Annotated in this window: 16 protein-coding genes; 5 read left to right on the forward strand and 11 right to left on the reverse strand. The window is 32.7% G+C overall.

Going from position 1 to position 21,511, the window contains the following annotated elements:
• The first annotated feature begins 13 nt into the window (after positions 1–13).
• The 5 genes from LL966_RS12135 to dusB all read left to right on the forward strand — a co-directional run bounded on the left by LL966_RS12135 (position 14) and on the right by dusB (position 9,325).
• On the forward strand, positions 14–3,691 hold the full coding sequence (locus LL966_RS12135; protein WP_229353533.1) for a 1-acyl-sn-glycerol-3-phosphate acyltransferase: 3,678 nt from the start codon (positions 14–16) through the stop codon (positions 3,689–3,691).
• Positions 3,691–5,208, forward strand: a complete 1,518-nt coding sequence (locus tag LL966_RS12140) for a phytoene desaturase family protein (RefSeq protein WP_229353540.1) — start codon at positions 3,691–3,693, stop codon at positions 5,206–5,208. The genes LL966_RS12135 and LL966_RS12140 overlap by 1 nt, the downstream gene beginning before the upstream one ends.
• A 7-nt stretch (positions 5,209–5,215) precedes the next feature.
• Positions 5,216–6,880, forward strand: a complete 1,665-nt coding sequence (locus LL966_RS12145) for a C45 family autoproteolytic acyltransferase/hydolase (RefSeq protein WP_229353542.1) — start codon at positions 5,216–5,218, stop codon at positions 6,878–6,880.
• Positions 6,877–8,169, forward strand: coding sequence for a phenylacetate--CoA ligase family protein (locus LL966_RS12150; RefSeq protein ID WP_229353544.1), 1,293 nt, complete (start codon positions 6,877–6,879; stop codon positions 8,167–8,169). The genes LL966_RS12145 and LL966_RS12150 overlap by 4 nt, the downstream gene beginning before the upstream one ends.
• A gap of 163 nt (positions 8,170–8,332) precedes the next feature.
• Positions 8,333–9,325 (forward strand): tRNA dihydrouridine synthase DusB, encoded by a 993-nt coding sequence (dusB, locus tag LL966_RS12155; protein ID WP_229353546.1) that lies wholly within the window; start codon positions 8,333–8,335, stop codon positions 9,323–9,325.
• Between the two features lie 197 nt (positions 9,326–9,522).
• Here the strand turns inward: dusB and LL966_RS12160 are convergent, their stop codons facing one another.
• From LL966_RS12160 to atpG, 11 genes are all read right to left on the reverse strand, one after another.
• Positions 9,523–10,950 (reverse strand): MATE family efflux transporter, encoded by a 1,428-nt coding sequence (locus LL966_RS12160; protein WP_229353547.1) that lies wholly within the window; start codon positions 10,948–10,950, stop codon positions 9,523–9,525.
• Between the two features lie 170 nt (positions 10,951–11,120).
• A complete protein-coding gene (locus LL966_RS12165) occupies positions 11,121–12,320 on the reverse strand; it encodes an ABC transporter permease (RefSeq protein WP_229353549.1) in 1,200 nt (399 codons plus the stop codon).
• A gap of 1 nt (position 12,321) precedes the next feature.
• Positions 12,322–12,714 carry a 30S ribosome-binding factor RbfA gene (gene rbfA / locus LL966_RS12170; protein ID WP_229353550.1) on the reverse strand — a complete coding sequence of 131 codons (393 nt, stop codon included), beginning with the start codon at positions 12,712–12,714 and terminating at the stop codon, positions 12,322–12,324.
• 285 nt (positions 12,715–12,999) lie between these two features.
• Positions 13,000–14,253 (reverse strand): murein hydrolase activator EnvC family protein, encoded by a 1,254-nt coding sequence (locus LL966_RS12175; RefSeq protein ID WP_229353551.1) that lies wholly within the window; start codon positions 14,251–14,253, stop codon positions 13,000–13,002.
• Positions 14,254–14,276: 23 nt separating this feature from the next.
• The gene (locus LL966_RS12180) at positions 14,277–15,059 is read right to left on the reverse strand and encodes a DUF4292 domain-containing protein (protein ID WP_229353553.1); all 783 of its coding nucleotides are present in this window, start codon (positions 15,057–15,059) and stop codon (positions 14,277–14,279) included.
• Between the two features lie 13 nt (positions 15,060–15,072).
• Positions 15,073–16,425 (reverse strand): tetratricopeptide repeat protein, encoded by a 1,353-nt coding sequence (locus LL966_RS12185; RefSeq protein ID WP_229353556.1) that lies wholly within the window; start codon positions 16,423–16,425, stop codon positions 15,073–15,075.
• Positions 16,426–16,468: 43 nt separating this feature from the next.
• Positions 16,469–17,485 carry a sugar phosphate nucleotidyltransferase gene (locus LL966_RS12190; protein ID WP_229353558.1) on the reverse strand — a complete coding sequence of 339 codons (1,017 nt, stop codon included), beginning with the start codon at positions 17,483–17,485 and terminating at the stop codon, positions 16,469–16,471.
• Positions 17,486–17,570: 85 nt separating this feature from the next.
• Positions 17,571–18,005 carry a dUTP diphosphatase gene (gene dut, locus LL966_RS12195; RefSeq protein ID WP_229353559.1) on the reverse strand — a complete coding sequence of 145 codons (435 nt, stop codon included), beginning with the start codon at positions 18,003–18,005 and terminating at the stop codon, positions 17,571–17,573.
• Between the two features lie 26 nt (positions 18,006–18,031).
• A complete protein-coding gene (locus LL966_RS12200; protein ID WP_229353560.1) occupies positions 18,032–19,492 on the reverse strand; it encodes a lipopolysaccharide biosynthesis protein in 1,461 nt (486 codons plus the stop codon).
• Between the two features lie 95 nt (positions 19,493–19,587).
• Positions 19,588–20,037: a GNAT family N-acetyltransferase gene (locus LL966_RS12205; RefSeq protein WP_229353562.1), complete on the reverse strand. Its 450-nt coding sequence runs from the start codon at positions 20,035–20,037 to the stop codon at positions 19,588–19,590.
• A 567-nt stretch (positions 20,038–20,604) separates the two neighbouring features.
• Complete coding sequence (gene atpG / locus LL966_RS12210; protein WP_229353563.1) at positions 20,605–21,465, reverse strand: ATP synthase F1 subunit gamma; 861 nt, start codon at positions 21,463–21,465, stop codon at positions 20,605–20,607.
• Between the last annotated feature and the right edge of the window lie 46 nt (positions 21,466–21,511).

Raw genomic sequence — 21,511 nt, forward strand, 5'->3', positions numbered from 1 at the left:
TTAAACCTAAATCATGCATCAATACTTCTACGCCATTCATTTATTTGTAAATCGAAGAAAATCTTTATCGGTTTTTTTGGCTGTTTTGATGCTTATTGTGTTTGGATTTTTTGCTTCAAGATTAAAATTTGAAGAAGACATTACCAAACTTATTCCAACAAACGATAAAACCGATGTTACGGCCAAAGTTCTCAAACAACTTAACTTTGCCGATAAAACTACTGTCATTTTCAAACTAGAAAAAAATGGATCTGCTGAAGATTTAAAAGAAATGGCAACCCTTTTTTCAGACAGCGTTTCTAAATCTTGCAAACCTTATATAACTGGAATTCAAGGAAAAATAGACGAAGAAAACATTCAGGAAACTATCGATTTTGTTTACAATAATCTGCCTCTTTTTCTAGATGATCAAGATTATAAAAACATCGAACAAAAACTGCAAAAAGATAGCATTGCCGAAACTGTTCAGGGAAATTACAAATCGATCATTTCTCCATCTGGATTTGTTACGAAAGATTTTATTCTGCAAGATCCTTTTGGGATTTCTTTCATCGCTTTAAAAAAATTACAACAATTAAATATTGGCGATGATTTTACGCTAGAAAATGGTTTTGTAATGACGAAGGACAAAAAGAAATTATTGCTTTTTATTACTTCAAACATTCCTTCGAGCGAAACCGAGAAGAATACCATTTTTGCCGAAAAACTAAAATCTATTCAAGAAAATCTAAATCAGAAATTTAAAGGGAAAACTTCCATTAGTTATTTTGGTTCTGCTTTAATTGCGGTTGCAAATGCCAATCAAATTAAAGGCGATATTATCTTGACAACATCTATTGCGATGTTTACTTTAATGCTGATTCTGATTTTATTTTATCGTAAAATTTTAATTCCGCTGATTATTTTTCTTCCAACGGTATTTGGAGGTTTGTTTGCTGTAGCATTTTTATATTTTGTTAGAGAACAGATTTCAGCAATCTCATTAGGAATCGGTTCTATTTTATTGGGAATTACAATTGATTATTCGATTCATATTCTCACGCATTACAAACATAATAGCGATGTAAAAACCTTGTACAAAGACATTACAATGCCCGTAATCATGAGCAGTTCTACAACGGCAGTTGCCTTTTTATGTCTGCTTTTTGTAAAATCGGATGCACTCAATGATCTTGGAATTTTCGCTGCCGTTATTGTTATGGCCACTGGAGTTTTCTCGCTTTTGATTGTTCCGCATTTATTTAAACCAAAAGAAAACCCAACAGAACACAAGAAAAATGTCATTGATAAGATGGCTCATTTTTCTTTTCACAACAATAAAATCTTAATCGGACTTTGTGTTATCATTACGATTATCTGTTGTTTTACTTATAATGATGTTGGTTTCAATAACGATTTGTCACAGCTAAATTTTATTCCGAAAGACATTAAAGCGGCCGAAAAACAATTGGAAGAAAGTACGAGTTTAACTTCCAAAACGATTTATGTCGCTTCTTATGGAAAAACCATGGAAGAAGCTTTGCAACATAATAGCCAGCTTTTTTCTGATTTATCAAAAGAAAAAAATCAAGATAAAATTCTGAATTTCAGTTCGGTTGGCGGAATTGTTCTTTCTCAGGCAGCACAACAACAAAAAATTGAAAAGTGGAATTCATTTTGGACTTCGCAGAAAAAACAATTTGTAAAATCTGAATTGATTTCAGAAGGTTCACAACTTGGTTTTAAACCGACAACTTACAATTTGTTTTTTGATCATTTAGATTTTGACTTCAAACCTATTTCTGCCGATGATTATTTAAAAATAAAAGCATTACAATTACAAGAATTCATCACAGAGAAAAATGGTTTTTACACCGTCTCGACTTTGGTAAAAGTGGCTCCGGAACAACGTGATGCTTTTATAAAATCGGCCTCAGCAAAAGAAAATGTAATTGCAATCGATCGTCAGCAAATGAACGAAACGTTTTTCAGCACTTTAAAAACCGATTTTAATTCGCTTGTCAATTATTCTTTTGTTGCCGTAATTCTGATTCTATTTTTCTTTTTCCGAAGAATCGAATTGGTTATTATCAGCTGTATTCCAATCGCGTTGACAGGAATTGTAACGGCAGGAATTATGGGCATTTTTGGCATTCAAATGAATATTTTCAGCATGATTGTCTGCACTTTGATTTTTGGTCACGGAGTCGATTTTAGTATTTTCATGACAAGCGCATTGCAAAAAGAATATTCGACCGGAGTTAATGAAATTGCAGTTTATAGAACTTCCATTATTCTAGCCGTTATCACCACTATTTTAGGAATTGGCGCTATGATATTTGCCAAACATCCAGCGTTGACATCTATATCAGCCGTTTCGTTGATCGGAGTTTTTGCCGCGTTGATTATTACTTTTATTTTCTATCCGATTTTGTTCAAATTATTTTTGTCCAATCGATCTAAAAAAGGAAATCCGCCGTTTCAATTGCGCACTTTTATTCATGGTGTTATTTCATTTGCTTATTATGGTTTGAGCGGTATTGTAATGTCTATTTTCAGTTTTACATTAATGCCAATTATTCCGCTTAGCGCGAAAACTAAAATGAAAGGTTTTCGATATGTAGTTTCAAAATTGATGAAATCTGTCTTGTATTCAAATCCTTTTATAAGTAAAAAAATCATCAATAATTACAATGAAACTTTCGAAAAACCAGCCGTAATTATTGCTAATCATTCTTCGTTTATAGATATTTTGGCAATCGGAAGCCTGAATCCAAAAATTATTTTTCTGGTAAGTAACTGGGTTTACAATTCTCCTATTTTTGGTGGAATTGTTAGAAAAGCAGGTTTTTATCCTGTTTCAGAAGGAATTGAAGGCGGCGTTGAACATTTGCGTAAAAAAGTAAACGAAGGATATTCACTAATGGTTTTTCCTGAAGGAACTCGTTCAGAAAATAATGTGATTAAAAGATTTCATAAAGGAGCTTTCTTTTTGGCAGAAGAATTTAAATTGGATATTCTTCCTGTTGTCATTCACGGTGCTTCAGAAGCAATTCCGAAAGGCGATTTTGTCATTCATAAAAGCTCACTAACGGTTACTATTTTAGAAAGAATTTCACCTGAAAATCTTTCGTACGGAAATAATTACGCCGAAAGAACCAAGCAAATCAGTTCATTCTTTAAAGCCCAATATCATAAAATTCGTGAACAACTCGAAGGACCGGATTATTTTAAGTCAATGTTGATCAACAGTTATGATTACAAAGAAATTGAAATCGGAAATAGCGTCAAAAAAGATCTGAAACAAAATCTGGAAGTCTATTATAACTTAAACAAACACATTCAGCCAAAAGCAAAAATTCTGCATTTAGGCAATGATTATGGGCAATTGGATGTTTTATTAGCGTTGCAAGAACCACAGCGAAAAATAGTTTCTTTTATAAATGAGGAAGAAAAAATGCTGGTTGCCAAAACGAATTATTTCCTTAAAAAGAGAAAAATTATTTACGTTGACAAATTAGAATTGGCTTTTGAAAATGAGTTTGATATTCTGTTAATTTCTGATGAAAGTTATCAAAACGATTTAGAAAAAATCACTTCAAATTTTTCTTTTGTAATTTTAGTGAATTGTTCGAATTTGAAAAATAAATTTGATCCTAGTTTTGAAATTATTGCTGAAGAAAATGCTTTGCTTCTTTTAAAGAAAAAATAATGAAAAAAGAGTACGATGTAGTCATTATTGGCAGCGGTTTAGGCGGATTGGTTTCTGCCGTTATTCTGGCAAAAGAAGGCTACAGCGTTTGTGTGCTCGAAAAAAACAATCAATACGGCGGAAATCTACAAACTTTTGTTAGAGATAAAACCATTTTTGATACCGGAATTCATTATATAGGAGGTTTGGGCGAAGGCCAGAATCTTCATCAATATTTCAAATACATTGGAATAATGGATCATTTGAATCTGAAACAATTAGACGAAAATGGTTTTGATATTATTTCTTTTGATGATGATAAAATCGAATATCCGCATGCGCAAGGTTTTGAAAATTTCATTGAAAAACTGACTCATTTTTTTCCTGAAGAAAAAGAAAATCTAGACAAATATTGCCAAAAAATAAAAGAGGTCTGCAAAGCTTTTCCACTATATAATCTCGAATCGCAAGGCAGATATAACGATGAAGTTTTAACGCTTAACGCGAAAGAAACAATCGATTCTTTTACAAAAAACGAAAAATTAAAAGCGGTTTTGGCGGGTTCCAATTTTCTCTACGCCGGAATTGCAGATAAATCGCCTTTTTATGTTCATGCCTTAATTGTAAATTCTTATATCGAAAGTTCTTGGCGCTGCATCAATGGCGGAAGTCAGATTACCAAACAGCTTTTAAAACAACTTAAAAAATTTGGTGGCGAATTCTTCAAACATAAAGAAGTTACCAAAATTGAAGTTGAAAATCATAAAGTGAATTCCGTAAAAATGAAAGACGGAACTGAAGTTTCTGGAACGTATTTCATTTCTAATATCGAGCCCAAAACGACTTTGAAATTGGCTGGTCAGGAAAATTTTAGAAAACCCTTTTTCAGCAGAATTCAAAATCTCGAAAGTGTACTTTCAGCTTTTAGCCTTTATATCGTTTTTAAACCTAAAACTTTCAAATACATCAATCACAATTTTTACCATTTTAAAAGTAGTAATGATGTTTGGAGCTCTTATGAATACGATGAAAATTCGTGGCCAAAAACTTTTATGGCTTCTATGAGTCCGTCAAAAAAAGACGAAGAATGGGCAGACGGAATGACGTTTTTGACGTATATGAAATATGAGGAAGTTAAAGATTGGGAAAATACTTTTAATACCACTTTTGACGAAAATGATCGAGGCGAAAGTTATGAGGATTTCAAAGCCAGAAAAGCAGCGAAATTTTTAAACGAAGTAGAAAAGAAATTTCCAGGAATTAGAGATTGTATAAAGTCAGTTCATACTTCTACTCCACTTTCTTACCGCGATTATATTGGCGGCGACGGCGGAAATATGTACGGATATGTTAAAGATTCTAATAATCCGATGAAAACTTTAATTCCTTCTAAAACTAAGATAGAAAATCTTTATCTTACAGGCCAAAGTATTAACATGCACGGAGTCTTGGGTGTTACGGTTGGAGCGGTTGTAACCTGCTCTGAAATTGTAGGAAGAGAATATCTGCTGGAAAAAATTAAAAAAGCATCTGAATAGTTGAATCATGAAAAGCCGAGTTATTTATTGCATCCTTATCGGTTTTTTCAGTTTGCTGACTTCCTGCGGTACGTCAAAATCAAAACATCACAAGCCAGATCTCACTGCTTTTAACAATTCAAAACCTGTAGTTACTAAAGTTTCCGATAGTGTTTTTATCTCTGGAAAAAATTCATTTTTAAAAAACAAACAAGGTCTTTGGGAATTATATGTCGAAGGCGATCCGCTAGAAATTGGCTTAACAACTGGCGCTCTGACAGACTCACTTTTACAAAACCAACAGCGTATTTTTTTCTCTAAAATAACCGATTTTGTTCCTTCAAAATTGCAGCAGAAAATACTGCGTCAGTTTTTAAAATGGTTCAATCGTAAATTGTATCTGAATGTTCCAAACGAATATCAGACTGAAATTTACGGCGTTTCTCAATATACTTCGAACGAATTTGATAATATCGCGCCTCAGTATCAACGCAGTTTATATTTGCATGCGGCGCACGATATCGGGCACGCTTTACAAGATTTAGCTTTAGTGGGCTGCTCTTCTTTTGCCGCTTGGAACGAAAAATCGGAAGATGGAAATTTAATTTTGGCTCGAAATTTTGATTTTTATGTGAATGACGCTTTCGCGGAAAATAAAATTATCGCTTTTATAAATCCGAAAGAAGGTTATAAATTTATGATGGTCACTTGGCCTGGAATGATCGGCGCTGTTTCTGGAATGAATTACGAAGGATTAACGGTAACCATAAATGCATCAAAATCTAAAATTCCGCTTAGCGCGAAAACGCCGATTTCGATTTTAACTCGTGAAATTTTACAGCATGCCAAAAATCTAGAAGAAGCGATTTCCATTGCAAAAAATAGAAAAGTGTTTGTTTCTGAATCTATTATGGTTGGAAGCGCGAATGATAACAAAGCCATTTTAATTGAAGTTTCGCCAAACAAAATGGATGTTTATGATGTTGCAAACAACAATCAATTAATTTGTTCAAATCATTTTCAAGGAGATTCTTTTAAGGATGATAAACGAAATCTAGAACAAATTGCAAACAGTCATTCCGAATATCGATTGGAAAGAATGCAAGAGTTGCTGAATGAAAATCCAAAAGTAAATCCTGAAATTGCCTCTGAAATTCTTCGAAATAAAGAAGGTTTAAAAAACATTTCTTTAGGCTATGGAAATGAGAAAGCGCTGAATCAATTAATGGCGCATCATGGCATTATTTTTAAACCAAAAGAAAAATTGGTTTGGGTTTCTGCAAATCCATTTCAATTGGGCGAATTTGTTTGCTATGATTTGAATTTAATTTTCGGCGAAAGCAAAAATAATCCGAAATCATTTCAAAAAGAAAATCTAAATATTGCAAAAGATCCTTTTTTGGAAACCACTGCTTTTCAGAATTTTAAAAAGTTTAAAATTGAAGATCATAAAATAGATGCGTTTCTGGAAAAGAAAGAAAGCATTTCTCCAGAATTCATAAAAATTTATCAATCGTTAAACCCTGATTATTGGGTTGTATATTATAAGGCAGGATTGTACTTTTACCAAAAAAAGGAATTCTCGCAGGCAAAGCTTAATTTTGAAAAAGCTTTAAACCTTGAAATTACTACTGTTCCTGATAAAGAAAAGATTGAAAAATATTTAAAAAAAGTCAAAAGAAAATTACAATGATTCCAGCAATAGAAAAAGGTTCTTTAGAAGAAATTAAAATTTTTCAAGAAAAAAAATTAGTTGAACTTCTAGATTATATCAGTCAAAATTCTCCTTTTTACAAAAGACTTTTTGCTGGACAGAATATTGATATTTCGAAAGTGAAAACTCTTGAAGATCTACAATTTTTACCTGTTACCACTAAAGAAGATTTACAACAATACAACGATGATTTTTTGTGTGTTCCGCAACATAAAATTATCGACTACGCTTCAACATCGGGAACTTTAGGAGATCCTGTGACTTTTGGTTTAACCGATTCTGACTTAGATCGATTGGCATATAATGAAGCGATTTCTTTTGCCTGTGCCGGAATTGCAGAAGGTGACGTAGTTCAATTAATGACGACAATTGATCGAAAATTTATGGCTGGTTTGGCTTATTTTTTAGGTCTTCGAAAATTGAAAGTCGGCGTAATTCGTGTTGGCGCTGGAATTCCAGAAATGCAATGGGATTCTATTTTAAAATACAATCCGAGTTATTTAATTACGGTTCCTTCTTTCCTTTTGAAATTAATTGAATATGCCGAAATTCACGGAATCGATTATAATAATTCTAGTATAAAAGGTGCAATCTGTATTGGAGAATCTCTGAGAGAACAGGATTTCTCCATGAATATTCTATTCAAAAAAATCACGGATAAATGGAATATTAAGTTGTTTTCGACTTACGCTTCGACAGAAATGAGCACTGCTTTTACAGAATGCGAACATGGAAAAGGCGGACATCATCATCCAGAATTGATTATTATTGAAGTTTTGGACGAAAATAATCAGCCTGTTAAAAATGGAGAAACGGGCGAACTGACTTTCACTACTTTAGGAATTGAAGCAATGCCTTTATTACGTTTTAAAACTGGCGATATTGTACAGCTTCATAACGAACCTTGCGCTTGTGGAAGAAATACACTTCGTGTTGGTCCAGTTGTCGGCCGTAAAAAACAAATGATAAAATACAAAGGAACAACGCTTTATCCGCCTGCCATGAACGATGTTTTGAGCAGTTTTGATACTATCGAAAATCATTTGATTGAAATCTCAACCAACGATTTAGGTACAGACGAAATCTTAATAAAAATTGCTTCCAAAAATCAAACTCCTGAATTTCTACAAGAAATAAAAGATCATTTTAGAGCGAAACTGAGAGTAACTCCAAAAATAGAATTTGCCTCAAAAGAAGTTTTAAATCCACTCGTTTTCAATCCAATGAGTCGAAAACCAATTCGATTTTTTGATTACAGAAACATATAAAATTTTTCCACCATATAAGTGATATAAGTTCATTTAAAAAAGATTGCGTATAACAATACTTTAATTAAATGAACTTATATCACTTATATGGTTTAATTTCAGCTTCTTAAATGTTTTGCTGTGAATTGAACTAAATGTTGTAATTTTGCAAAAAATTACGAAGATGGTCAAGATTGGCAACATAGAATTACCTGAATTTCCTTTACTATTAGCTCCGATGGAAGATGTTAGTGATCCGCCGTTTCGCAGATTATGCAAAACGCATGGAGCTGACATGATGTATTCTGAATTTATTTCGTCGGAAGGATTAATTCGTGACGCTATAAAAAGCCGTATGAAGCTGGATATTTTTGATTATGAACGTCCAGTCGGAATTCAGATTTTTGGTGGTGATGAAGAGGCAATGGAAATGTCGTCTAAAATTGTTTCTACCGTAAAACCAGATTTAGTGGATATCAATTTTGGATGTCCAGTAAAAAAAGTAGTCTGCAAAGGTGCTGGTGCTGGAGTTTTGAAAGATGTCGATTTGATGGTTCGTCTGACACAAGCGGTTATCAAAGGAACTAATTTGCCGGTCACAGTAAAAACGCGTTTGGGCTGGGACGAAAACTCGATTAATATTGATGAAGTTGCAGAAAGACTTCAAGATATTGGAGTTCAAGCTCTAACAATCCACGCTAGAACTCGTGCGCAAATGTATAAAGGTCATTCTGATTGGTCGCATATTGCTCGTGTAAAAAACAACCCAAGAATTACAATGCCAATTTTCGGAAACGGCGATATCGACAGTCCAGAAAAAGCATTACATTATAAAAACGAATACGGAATTGACGGAATTATGATTGGTCGTGCTGCGATTGGTTATCCGTGGATTTTTAACGAAATAAAACATTTCTTTAAAACAGGTGAACACTTACCTGCTCCAACAGTTATTGATCGTGTTGAAGCTGCTAGAAATCATTTGCAATGGTCAATGGATTGGAAAGGGGAACGTTTGGGAATTGTAGAAATGCGTCGTCATTATACCAACTATTTCAAAGGAATTCATTCTTTCAAAGAATTCAAACAAAAATTAGTTACAACAGATGCGCCTGAAGATTTATTCGCGATCATGAAAGAAATTGAACAGGTTTATGCTGGATATGAGTTTGTTTAAAATATAAATCTTTAGTTTTAAACAAAAATTAACCACATTCATTGTCAATTTCGACGAAGGAGAAATCTCCACAAGTAACTCCATAACGAAATTCCAATCTTTGTCGAGCTTCTCGCGGAGATTTCTCCTTCGTCGAAATGATAAAAATGATGAAACAAAAAAGACCTTCAAATATTTGAAGGTCTTTTTTCGTTTTATTACACTTGAACTCGTTTCCACTTTCCTCTTTTGTAGAAAAAGATTCCGGCTAAAGTTATGGCAGTCTCAGCAACAGGAATAGCGATGAAAACTCCCGTTGGTCCCATATTAAAATGTTTTGCCAATACATAAGCTAATGGAATTTGAAAAAGCCAAAAACCAAAGAAATTAATTCCAGTTGGTGTCCAAGTATCTCCTGCTCCATTGAAAGTATTGATTAAAACCATTCCGATTCCGTAGAAAATAAATCCGACGCTCATGATTTGCAAAGCTTCAATCGCAACGGCTTTTACTTGTTCATCATTCGTGAAAAATGAGATAATATATTGTCCAAAAACCAAAGTAATAATCATAATCGAAGCCATGAAAATTACATTGTATCTGGCTGTTGTATAAACCGATTTTTCTGCTCGCTCGATTTGTTTTGCGCCTAAATTCTGTCCAACCAAAGTGGCAGCTGCATTACTCAATCCCCAAGCTGGAAGTATGAAAAACATCATAATTCTTAGTGCGGTTTGGTATCCTGCAGAGCCGTGATCTCCACCAGTTGTTGCCACTAATTGTGCAAGAAAAATCCAGCTGCAGGATGCAATTACGAATTGTAAAATTCCAGGAGCTGCAATTTTTATCAAAGCTTTAATCTGCGGGAAATCTGGAGCGAAATAAGAAATCTTAATTTTCAAAATTCCATTTCCAAAAAACAGATGATAAACTTGATATAAAACTCCAATACTTCTACCAATAGTGGTTGCTAAAGCTGCTCCAATTAAGCCAAAGGCTGGAACTGGTCCGAAACCATTAATTAAAATTGGGCATAAAATAATATTACAGATATTGGCAATCCAAAGACTTTTCATTGCAATTGCTGCATTTCCAGCGCCGCGGAAAATTCCGTTTATTAAAGACAAAAGCATAATGCACAAACTCGAACCAATCATAATTTGCGTAAATCTGTAACCATGCTCGGCTGATTCTAAAGACGAACCCATCAAAATCAAAATATCTTTTGCATAGATAATTCCGAAAATGCTCATAAAAGCATTTACTGCAACTGCAATAATAATAGCTTGCATTCCTGCTTTTGCAGCGGCCACGGGATCTTTCTCACCAATTCTTCTTGCTACAACTGCTGTTGCTGCCATACTCATTCCGATTGCAAGAGAATATATTACGGTTAATACAGATTCTGTTAAGCCAACGGTTTGAATAGCAAAACTACTATGTTCTAAATGTCCAACAAAATACAAATCGACTAAGGCAAAAACCGATTCCATCATCATTTCTAAAACCATCGGAATGGCTAATAGAATTACGGCTTTCTTTATACTTCCAGAAGTATAATCAAATGATTCGTCGCCATTTAAGGCTTGTTTTAGAGTGGTGAAAATTTTAGAAAATAAACTTTTCTTTATAGATGTTTCTGTCATGATATTTTTAGGATAAATAATAATATTGGTCCAGATGCACTATGATCTGAACTAAAAAAGTAAACGTAAGTATCCTAATTATTCTAAAAAATAAAATAGGATTAGGCAGAAACAATCATATGCTGTAGTTATTTAAGGCGGTAAATATAAGTAATATTTTTTAGCAAAAATTAATCCAGCAACTTTTTACTAACTCGGCTGCTTGCTATTAAAGACGCAACAAAACCTAAACAAACAATAGTTGTCATTACAATCAGTACATTTTCCATTGTAAAAACAACTGGATACGCAAGTGTTGGCGTTATCAAAATCAGCTCAAATTGTTGCTGCAAAACTACCAGTATTACACCTAGAACAAGTCCGATTAATCCGCCAAATACACTTAACAAAGTACCTTGAAGTAAAAATATTTTGCGAAGATGACTGATGTCTGTTCCGAGATTAAAAAGGGTTTTTAGATTTCCTTTCTTCTCTAAAATCATCATAATCAAGGCTCCAATTAAGTTGAAAAGTGCTACTATAATCACTAAAGTAAAAATCAGATAAACGGCAATATTTTCTGTGTTGAGCATTTTATATAAAGACTCATTTAACTGCGCTCTATTTTTTAATGTGATTTTATTTTTAAAGATTGAATTTAGCTGTGACTTTACTGCGTTTTCATTAGCATTTGGGTTTAGTTTAAATTCAATTCCAGAAATCTGATTGTGTTTATACATCAGCAATTCCTGCGTTAAACCTAAATCTGCGAATACATATTTAGAATCTAAATCTTCACTTATGGAATAAATTCCAACTGGTAAAACATCTGTTTTATTGAATGCTTCTTCTGGATTTTCAATTGCTCCTTTTCCTGGTTTCGGAGCGAAAATCTGAAGTGGATTTTCGAAATCCATAATTCCCAACGAAAAATTCTGAGCTAAACCATAACCTATAACAACCTGAAAAGTATCCGGTTTAAGCCATTGACCATTAAAAAGTTTTTTTCTAATATCATTAACAGCAGTGTACGAACTATCAACTCCTTTAAGAAACGTAACCTGCTGTTTATCTTTAAACAAAAACAAAACACGTTCTTCTATAATTTTAGTGTACGAAGCGACACCATTTATTTTCTTAATCTCGTTTTCCTGATTGGGTGTAATAAAAAATGACTTTCCGTATGTGCTTGTCAATTTTAAATCAGGATCTATTTCATTTGTAAATGAAAGACTAAAAACTTTTAATCCGCTAAATACGGATAAGACCACAAACAAAGCCATCGTACCAACAATGATTCCCATGCTGGCAATACGATTAATGATATTGATAGCATTGTTTTTACTGCTGCTAAAAATATAACGTTTGGCTATGTATAAGGGGAAATTCAATTTATGATTTTCTTCTTTTTTCTAAAAGATCACGATTTTCTATTGGGTTTTCTTTTCCTGCAAGCGCATTGTCAATTTTCTCAATATAATCTAGAGAGTCATCTATAAAGAAAACTAAATTCGGAACACGGCGTAGTTGCAAACGAACGCGTTGCGATAAATCATGTTTGATTAAAGTTGTATTTGATTTGATTCCTTCTAAAGTTTCTTTAGCTTTTTCTTGTGGAAAAATACTTAAATATACTGTTGCTACAGATAAATCTGTAGTCACACTTACTTTGGATACTGAAATTACCAAATTTGTAACCCCGTTTTTTCTCACTTCACCTTGCAGAATATCAACCAGATCTTTCTGAATAACTCCACCTATTTTTTTCTGTCTATTTGTTTCCATAGTGCAAAAATACTAAATTTTACTGGTTTCTAAGCTACTTTTATTTGTTTCGAAACTGATAAAAATGATAGTAATTGAGAGAATTATTCTACATATTTGATCTAAATATAAACTAATCTATCATGAAAAAAAGAGAACGAATTAGTCATATAATGACCAAAACAGTATTAACTGCAAACGAGAAAGATGAACTTAAAGGGATTGTTACCATAACAGATGTTGTCAAATATCTTTTGGAACAATATGATTAATAAAAAAGGGAGCTAAATTGCTCCCTTAAGTTTTTTATCTGCTTTGCAGCCATCCTTCTGGATTATTATTTGAAGTGTTTTGCATAATCAGGAATTTTATGATGGTCTTTCCTGTATCTCCACTTGTTCTAACTCTTCCAATGTTTTGTTTAATTGTCACTTTGTCACCTTGACTAACCGAAACGGAACTCAAGTTTTGATATACGGTAAAATAATCTCCATGCTGAATTACGACTGCCTTATTTACTGGAGATAAAACGATAACTTTAGAAACTTCTCCTGCAAATACAGCTCTTGCGCTCGCGCCATCTTCAGTCGTAATCTCAACTCCCGAATTATGGACCGTAATTGAAGGATGCAAAGGGTGTGGCTGATCTCCGTAACCAAGAGAAATAAATCCTTTTTCTACAGGCCAAGGTAATCTTCCTCTGTTCGCTTTAAAATCAGCTGCCAAAACTTTATCTTCTGGTGTCAATGCAATTTTAGAAGAAGAAACTGGAGCCTTAGCTTCGCTTGAACCAGGATTTGCTTTTGCTCTTTCTGCCGCTGCTTTTCTATTGGCTTCAGCAATGGCTTCACGAATTAAACGATCAATTTGTCTATCAATTCTTTTAGATTCACTTTGTTTAGATCGAATATCTGCCGCAATTTTATTTTTATCTTTTTTAAGTGAATTAACCAATTTTTGCTGTTCTTTTTTCTCTACTTCAAGGGTTACTTTCTCCTTTTGATTCTCAGCAATAATTTTCTTTTTCACTTGCCTTTGTCCATCTAGTTTAGCATTAAAATCAACTAATTGAGCTGTTTTGCTTTGGATTTCAAGTCCTTGATTTTTTCTAAAAGCTGTGTATTGTTTCAAATATTGCGCTCTTTTGTATGCTTGTAAAAAACTTTCAGAAGATAAAATAAACATTGCTCGGCTTTGTTCAGAACGGCTTTTGTATGATTTTAAAATCATTTCTGCATAATCTTCTTTTAGAACTTTCAATTCTTTTTTAAGCTTATTAACCTTAACCTGATTGATATACATATCATTACTAATCAGCTTTTCTTGCTTAGCCGTAGTGTTGATTAATTTCTCTTTAAGTTTTATCTTGTTTGCCTGAATTAAATATTCGTTTACAGCAGATTTCTCTTTTTTTCTAACAGACTGAAGCATTTTTTCATTGTCTCTGATTTCCTGTTGAATTTGAGCTTTACGCTGTTCCAGTTTTTCTTGCTGTGAATCCTGCGCCCATACGAATGTAGTGGCACATATTAAAACTAGACTTAGGAGAAATTTTGGCATGTTTCTATTTTTATTTTGCAAATTTACTGAATTGTAACTTTTTTATAGCCACTTGGAACACTATATGGAAAAGAAAGTTCTTCATTAAATGAAATGTTGTTATAATTTAAATTAATACTCGTCTTACCTTTTGGCTGAACGGCATTTATTTCGATACTCGTTGGCAAGGTTCCTTGGTTAAAAACTTTACTATCTGAATAATTAATCTGTAAATTTCTATTTTCAGACGGTTGCGAAATCTCTTCCTTTTGAATCAAATATTTTTCGCTGTCTAAGAAAAAGGTCTTCTTCAAATTAGAATTTTTTTCTTCATCTAATCTAAAAAGATTATCTACAATAGTTTGTGTATATTTTCCCTTTCTTAAATCATCAAATGCTTCTCCAACAAGTAAGTTCTGAACTTTGCTGTAATCTAAATCCGTACCTAGCCATTTACTTAAACTTGTAAAATCTCCTTCATAATAAGTACCATTTATTTTTTCGTAGTAACTTACTGCAGAAGGTGTTATCAAAGCTTTTGCCATTGTAATTCCTAAGAAACGCACGCTTACTAAAATCTGTTTGTCTTTTTCAATTCTAATTTCGGCAGTAACATTCTGGCTTTGTTTTTCATCAGCATATTTTGCACTGGCTTTTATATATAAAGTAGAAAAATCCAACTTGTTCTCATAGTGCTTTTCTACAACTTTCTTGTCTTCTTTTACTGCAACTGTCTGGCTTGTATTATTTCCTTGTACTGCAACTGCTTTCGATTTACATGAAATTACAGCAATACACAGCAATAGTACCGATATATATTTTTTCATCTGAATTCTACTTTTATTTTTTCTTTTTTAATAATTCATTTGCCTTCAAAAAGTATTCCTCTTTTTTCTTTGCATCTCCCAATCCATTATACGCTTCTCCTAATTGAATATTAAAATTTGCTTCCAATTTTATATCATCTACAACATAATCAAGACCCATTTCTAAAACGGTTTTAGCATTTTTAAACTGTTTTATCTGATTGCTTCCTAAACCAGCATAATAATAAAACTGTGCCTGACTCGGATATACTTCAATCAGCATCATGGCTCTTTTAGTCATAGGATCGTATTGTTTAACCTGAGAATAAGCTTCTAGCAACAACATATTGGTTTCTAGATCGGTGTCTGAATGTGCCTTTAAATCTTTTTCATAATATTTAATTGCGTTTTCAAACTGGCCTTTACTATGGTAGAATTTTCCAATTTCTTTAGCAACATCTACTTCTTTATCATTATCAAAATAAGAAATTGCTTTTTCTAAATCTGCTGAATATTGCGGATTTTTATTTACAAAAATCAAAAATTCATTCAAAGTTCTATGTTTTATTTTTGAATCAATTTTTGAGCTTGCTAAAATTACATTCATCGATTTTATAGCTTTCTCTGCCTGATTGGCATCCAAATAGGTTTTGAATAAACTCACTTGAGCCCATTCTGAAGTTGGAATTTCTTTTGCTAATTGTTTGGCTACCTCTAAAGACTTCTCGTTTTCATTATTTTTTGAATACAATAGTATAAGATTCAAATAATTGGATTCTTCTTTCGGATCTTTTTTAATCTGTTGAATCAGGTTGTCAATTTCGGCATTTTGATATTTCCCTTGAGATAGAATCTGCGCCTTATAGATTTCACGATCTGAAGATTTTCCAAACTTATCATTCATTTCGTTTATTGCTGTCAATGCTTTGTCATACTGATTTGTAATCATATACAACGAAATCAAATCGTCTTTGTATTCTTCATCAAAAACAATAATTTTTTGAATGATTTCAATCGCTAACGCATAATTTTTTGTCTCATAACTTACATCGTAAATTCCGAGCCAAAACCATTTATTTTTTGGGTCAAGCTGGGTTGCTTTTTCAAAAGCATTTTGCGCATTTTGATACTGTTTAAGCGCTAGATAATTCTTCCCTAATTCAAAATAAGCGACTGCATCATTGGGTTTTAGTTTGATACATTTTTCCAATGACACAATTGCTTTATCGTAATTTTCGATTCCTTTTTGTTTTAATGATTCATAAAATGAGTCCTGATATTCGTCTGTTGCCATAGCAATGTCCTCGGGCTCTGTCTGTGCAAAAGCCGAAAACGAAGTGCTAAATAAAGCAAGAAACAAAACCGTAAAAACTCTTTTTTTGATCATATCAAAAATTGCATTTTAAACAAAAACAAAACCTTTTATTTTTTTATTCTAAAACTGAATAATCGCCGATACTTACGCTAGTAAATTTACCATCGTAACTAACGTGATTTCCAATCATCGCGTTATCTAAGTTAGCATTTTTAATTTGAGAATACGTTTGAATCAAACTGTTTTTAATTGTACTGTCTGTTACATGGCATCCGTTTCCAATCGAAACATTTGGTCCAACTGTCGTGTTTTTTAAAATAACATTTTCGCCAATATAACATGGTGGAATAATGGTAGCATTCTCTAATTTCACTCCATAATCTACTAAATGTTCTCCGTCATTGTGCAGAAAACCTAACATTCTAGTGTTGGTTTCAACTGTAACATCTTTGTTACCGCAATCCATCCATTCGTCAACACTTCCAGTTTTGAAAACTTTTCCGTTTGACATCATCGCTTTGATACCGTCGTTAATCTGGTATTCACCGCCATTTTGAATATTATTATCTAAAACACTTTGAAGTTCATTTCTTAAAACTCCAACTTCTTTAAAATAGTAAATTCCGATAACCGCTAAGTCACTTACGAATTCTTTTGGCTTTTCAACCAATTCTACAATTTCATTATTTTGATTTAGTTTTACAACACCAAAAGCTTCTGGCTGTTCAACTTGTTTTACCCAAATTACAGCATCTGCTTCTGGATCCAACTCAAAATCTGCTCTAATCAAAGTATCTGCATAAGCAATTACCGCTGGTCCAGAAAGAGAATCTTTAGCACACATGATAGCATGCCCAGTTCCCAAAGGCTGATCTTGACGATAAATTGAAGCTTTAGCACCTAAGCCTTGCGCTAAATCTTCTAAACTTTTTACAACATCATCTCCAAAAAAAGCTTCATCTCCTAAAATAAAAGCTACCTCTTCGATAGGTTCTTTTAATATTTTTGCAATATCTTCAACTAAACGATGCACTATAGATTTGCCTGCAACAGGAATTAATGGTTTTGGAACAGTTAATGTATGAGGCCTCAATCTTGATCCGCGGCCTGCCATTGGCACAATTATTTTCATTCTTTATTTGATTTTATAGAAGATTTGAAAAAATCTTCATGGGGTTTGGTCTTTTCTTTTTCTTATTTCTGTTTACTTCAGAAATTTATTTTACTCCAGTGCTTCCGAATCCTCCTTCGCCTCTTGATGTTTCAGAAAGCGTTTCAACTTCGATCCATTCTGCTCTTTCGTGTTTTGCAATAATCAACTGTGCAATTCTCTCGCCATTTTCAATTACAAAATCGTCATTAGATAAATTTACTAAAATTACTCCTATTTCTCCTCTATAATCTGCATCAATAGTTCCTGGTGAGTTTAAAACGGTAACACCTTTTTTTGCTGCCAGACCGCTTCTTGGTCTTACTTGAGCTTCATAGCCAATTGGCAATTCTATAAAAAGTCCTGTTTTTACAATAGCTCTTTCTAAAGGTTTTAACGTAATTGTCTCCGAAATATTGGCACGTAAATCCATTCCTGCAGAAGCAATAGTTTCGTAATTTGGTAATTCGTGTTGCGATTTATTGATTATTTGTATTTTCATTTTGTAAGTATAATTTTTTTAAACGCTTATTTTCTTTTTAATATTCCTTTTATAGTATCTTTTTCGAAATGGTAAACCATATACATAAAGATTAAAAGAAGGGGAATTCCAACATAATATTTTTCTCTAAATCCGTAAAAAGAAATAATTGAAAACAATATAGAAACACCTAAATAAGCACCAATTTTGTTCATGTCGTATGGAATTGGATAATATTTATTTCCCAAAACATAAGAAATAAGCATCATGCTTCCGTAAGCCGAAATGGTTGCAATTGCAGAACCATAATAACTATATTTTGGAATTAAAAGATAATTTAATACCAAAGTTACAATAGCGCCTACTATAGAAATATAAGCTCCAATTTTTGTTTTATCTGTTAGTTTATACCATACCGATAAGTTGTTATAAATACCAAGAAAGAAATTCGCTAAAATAATAAGCGGCACCACTTTCATAGCTTCCCAATATGATTTATTGTCTAATAAAAGATATTTTAAAACATCTGCAAAAACGATAACACCTAGTAAAATCAACGATCCAAGTATCACAAAATATTTCGTAATTACTGCATACGTTTGAGGTGCATTTTCATTTTTTGCATGACTAAAAAAGAATGGCTCAATTCCTAATCTAAAAGCTGTTGCGAAAAGAACCATAAACAATCCTAACTTATAACAGGCTGAATATGCTCCAACTTCCGACTTTGCTAAATTTTCAGGAAGCAAATAGCCTAATAAAATTTTATCAAAATGTTCATTTACAGCAAAAGCTAATCCGGCAACTAAAATAGGAAGGCCATACTTCATCATTCTTCTCCAAAGTTCTGGATCGAATTTTCGTCCAAGCGAAAGATAGTTTGGTGAAAGAACTATAAACGTTGCTAAGCTCGCCAAAAGATTGGCAATGAAAATATAGGCTATTTGAAAGTTTTCGACATATAAATTGTCCCAAACAGAACCTGGATGCGACTCCGCCAATGTAGGCAGATACATTAAGAAAAAGATATTTAGCAAAAGATTTATAACTACATTTCCAATCTTAATAGCAGCATAAACCATTGGTCTTTGATTGGCTCTTAGTTTAGAAAACGGAATTAAAACCAATGCATCTAAAACTAAAATCCAAACCGTGTATGTAATATATTGGACATCGACTTCGGCTAAATTTGCAAGTGTGTTTCTAAAAATTAAAGCAACAAAAAGAAAAATAATTGAAGTCCAAAATATTGAAATTGTAGAAGTTGCAATTACATTTTTCTTATCATCTTCGGCACTGTAAAATCTAAAAAAAGCAGTTTCCATTCCGTAAGAAAGAACTACGTTGAAGAAAACCATCCAAGACAAAACAATCGAAACTTCTCCGTACTCTGCAGTAGGCAAAATTCCTGTGTACAATCTCACTAATAAAAAACTCAGCATTCTAGGTAAAACTGTTGCCAGTCCATAAATTGCCGTTTGCTTAAATAGATTTTTATATAATCCCAAAATATAATTCTAATAATGTTTGTAAGACAAAAATAACTATTTCTTTTGTTTAATACTGCTTTTGTAGACGCAATAAAGAAAAGTTCTGACAGTTTTTAAACAGTCAGTTTCTTTTCGTCTAAGATTTTTACGAAATGAAATCCTTTTGGTGCGTAACCTTGATTGTAGTAAAATCTATGTGCTCCAAAATTTCCGGTAAAAGCATCTAAAACAATACTGCTGCAATTTAGATCTAGTGCTTTTTTCTCAACATAATCGGTAAGTAATTTTCCAATTCCCCTAGAACGATAATCAGGATTTACTACGAAATTATCAATTTCCAAATATTTTCCTGTCCATAATTTTGTTGCAGACCAACAGCCAGTAAGTCCCAAACAAACTTCCTTTTCAAAAACAGCAATTTGTGTATAGTTATGCGGTATCATCTCCAAAAGATACGATTCATATTTTTCTTTACTCAAATTAGGGTAGAGAAACTTGATTGTTTCTATATGCGATAACATTTCTGAAATTGTAGTGAGTTCTTTTATAAGTAGCTGTTCCATAGTATTTTAGTATAATATAATCAAAAATAATTAATTTATTAGTTAATAGTTATATAATTAAAAATCAAAGACATGTGAAATATATAAATTAGACATGAAAATTATGTAACTTTTTTTAGACAGTCTTTTCCTAAATTTGTTTCACAGGGATTGAGAAAGCTAGATACAACCCTTATAAAAAAGGAAGCACTGGGACTGATAAAGCTTGTTTGTTCCCATAAAAGACAAAGCATAAGGGATTGATTCAGCTGTAGTAACCCTAAAAAAACAGAGCACTGGGACTAATAAAGCTTGTTTGTTCCCATAAAAGACAAAGCAAAAGGGATTGATTCTGCTGAAATGTAACCCTCAAAAAAACAGAGCATTGGGATTAATAAAGCTAGTTTGTTCCCATGAAAGACAAAGCACACAGAGTTATCTGTCTATTTTTATAAAATGGTAGTGATTCTCAACTTTTGAATAATTTGAGAATCACCATTTTATAAAGTTATTTTTAAAAAAGAAAAACTTCCAATAAATAAAAAGCCAGCAAATGCTGGCTTTTTATTTTATATATTATGGAGTAAATTACCCATTTAAAGCTTCTGCTCCACCAACAATTTCCAAAATCTCACTTGTAATCGCAGCCTGACGAGCTTTGTTGTAAGTCAATTTCAATTGGTTTCTTAATTCAGTTGCGTTATCTGTTGCTTTGTGCATTGCAGTCATACGCGCTCCATGCTCAGAAGCAAATGAATCGCGGATACCTTTATACAATTGCGTTTTTAAAGACTTAGGAATTAAAGTTAAAATAATTTCTTCTTTTGAAGGTTCAAAAATATAATCTCCAGCAGAAGCTTTTACCTCAGATTTAATTGGAGCCAACGGTAAAAACTGTTCTGTTTGAACAATTTGCGTAGCAGCATTTTTAAATTGATTGTAAATTAACTCAATTCTATCGTATTCTCCAGATAAAAATTTCTCAGTCAAATTATCTGCAATTCCAGCAACATTTTCAAAAGTTAAATGATCAAAAATTGCATTATGATGACCGTGAACTTTATGAGTTTTGCTTAAAGCGTCATTTCCTTTTTTACCAATAGCAAAAATATCAACTTGCTTTCCAGCGTAAAACTGTGTACGGTTTTTAATCTCTTTAATAATATTTGAATTGAAAGCACCGCATAAACCTCTGTTCGAAGTTATAGCTACTAACAATACTTTTTTTACTTCACGTTGTGTAGTGTAATCTCCTCCAACTTCACCTTCAAGTGTAGAAGAAAGATCTTGCAATAACTCCGTTAATTTCTCGGCATAAGGACGCATTGCAGTGATTGCATCTTGTGCTTTCTTAAGCTTTGCAGCAGAAACCATTTTCATAGCCGATGTAATCTGCATCGTCGATGAAACGGAAGTAATTCTATTACGGATTTCCTTTAAATTTGCCATCTATTAATTAGAAAATGTGACAATTTGAAAATTAGATAATTAGAAT

The sequence above is a fragment of the Flavobacterium chungbukense genome (genome assembly GCF_020805785.1).
In the GTDB taxonomy this organism is placed as follows: domain Bacteria; phylum Bacteroidota; class Bacteroidia; order Flavobacteriales; family Flavobacteriaceae; genus Flavobacterium; species Flavobacterium chungbukense.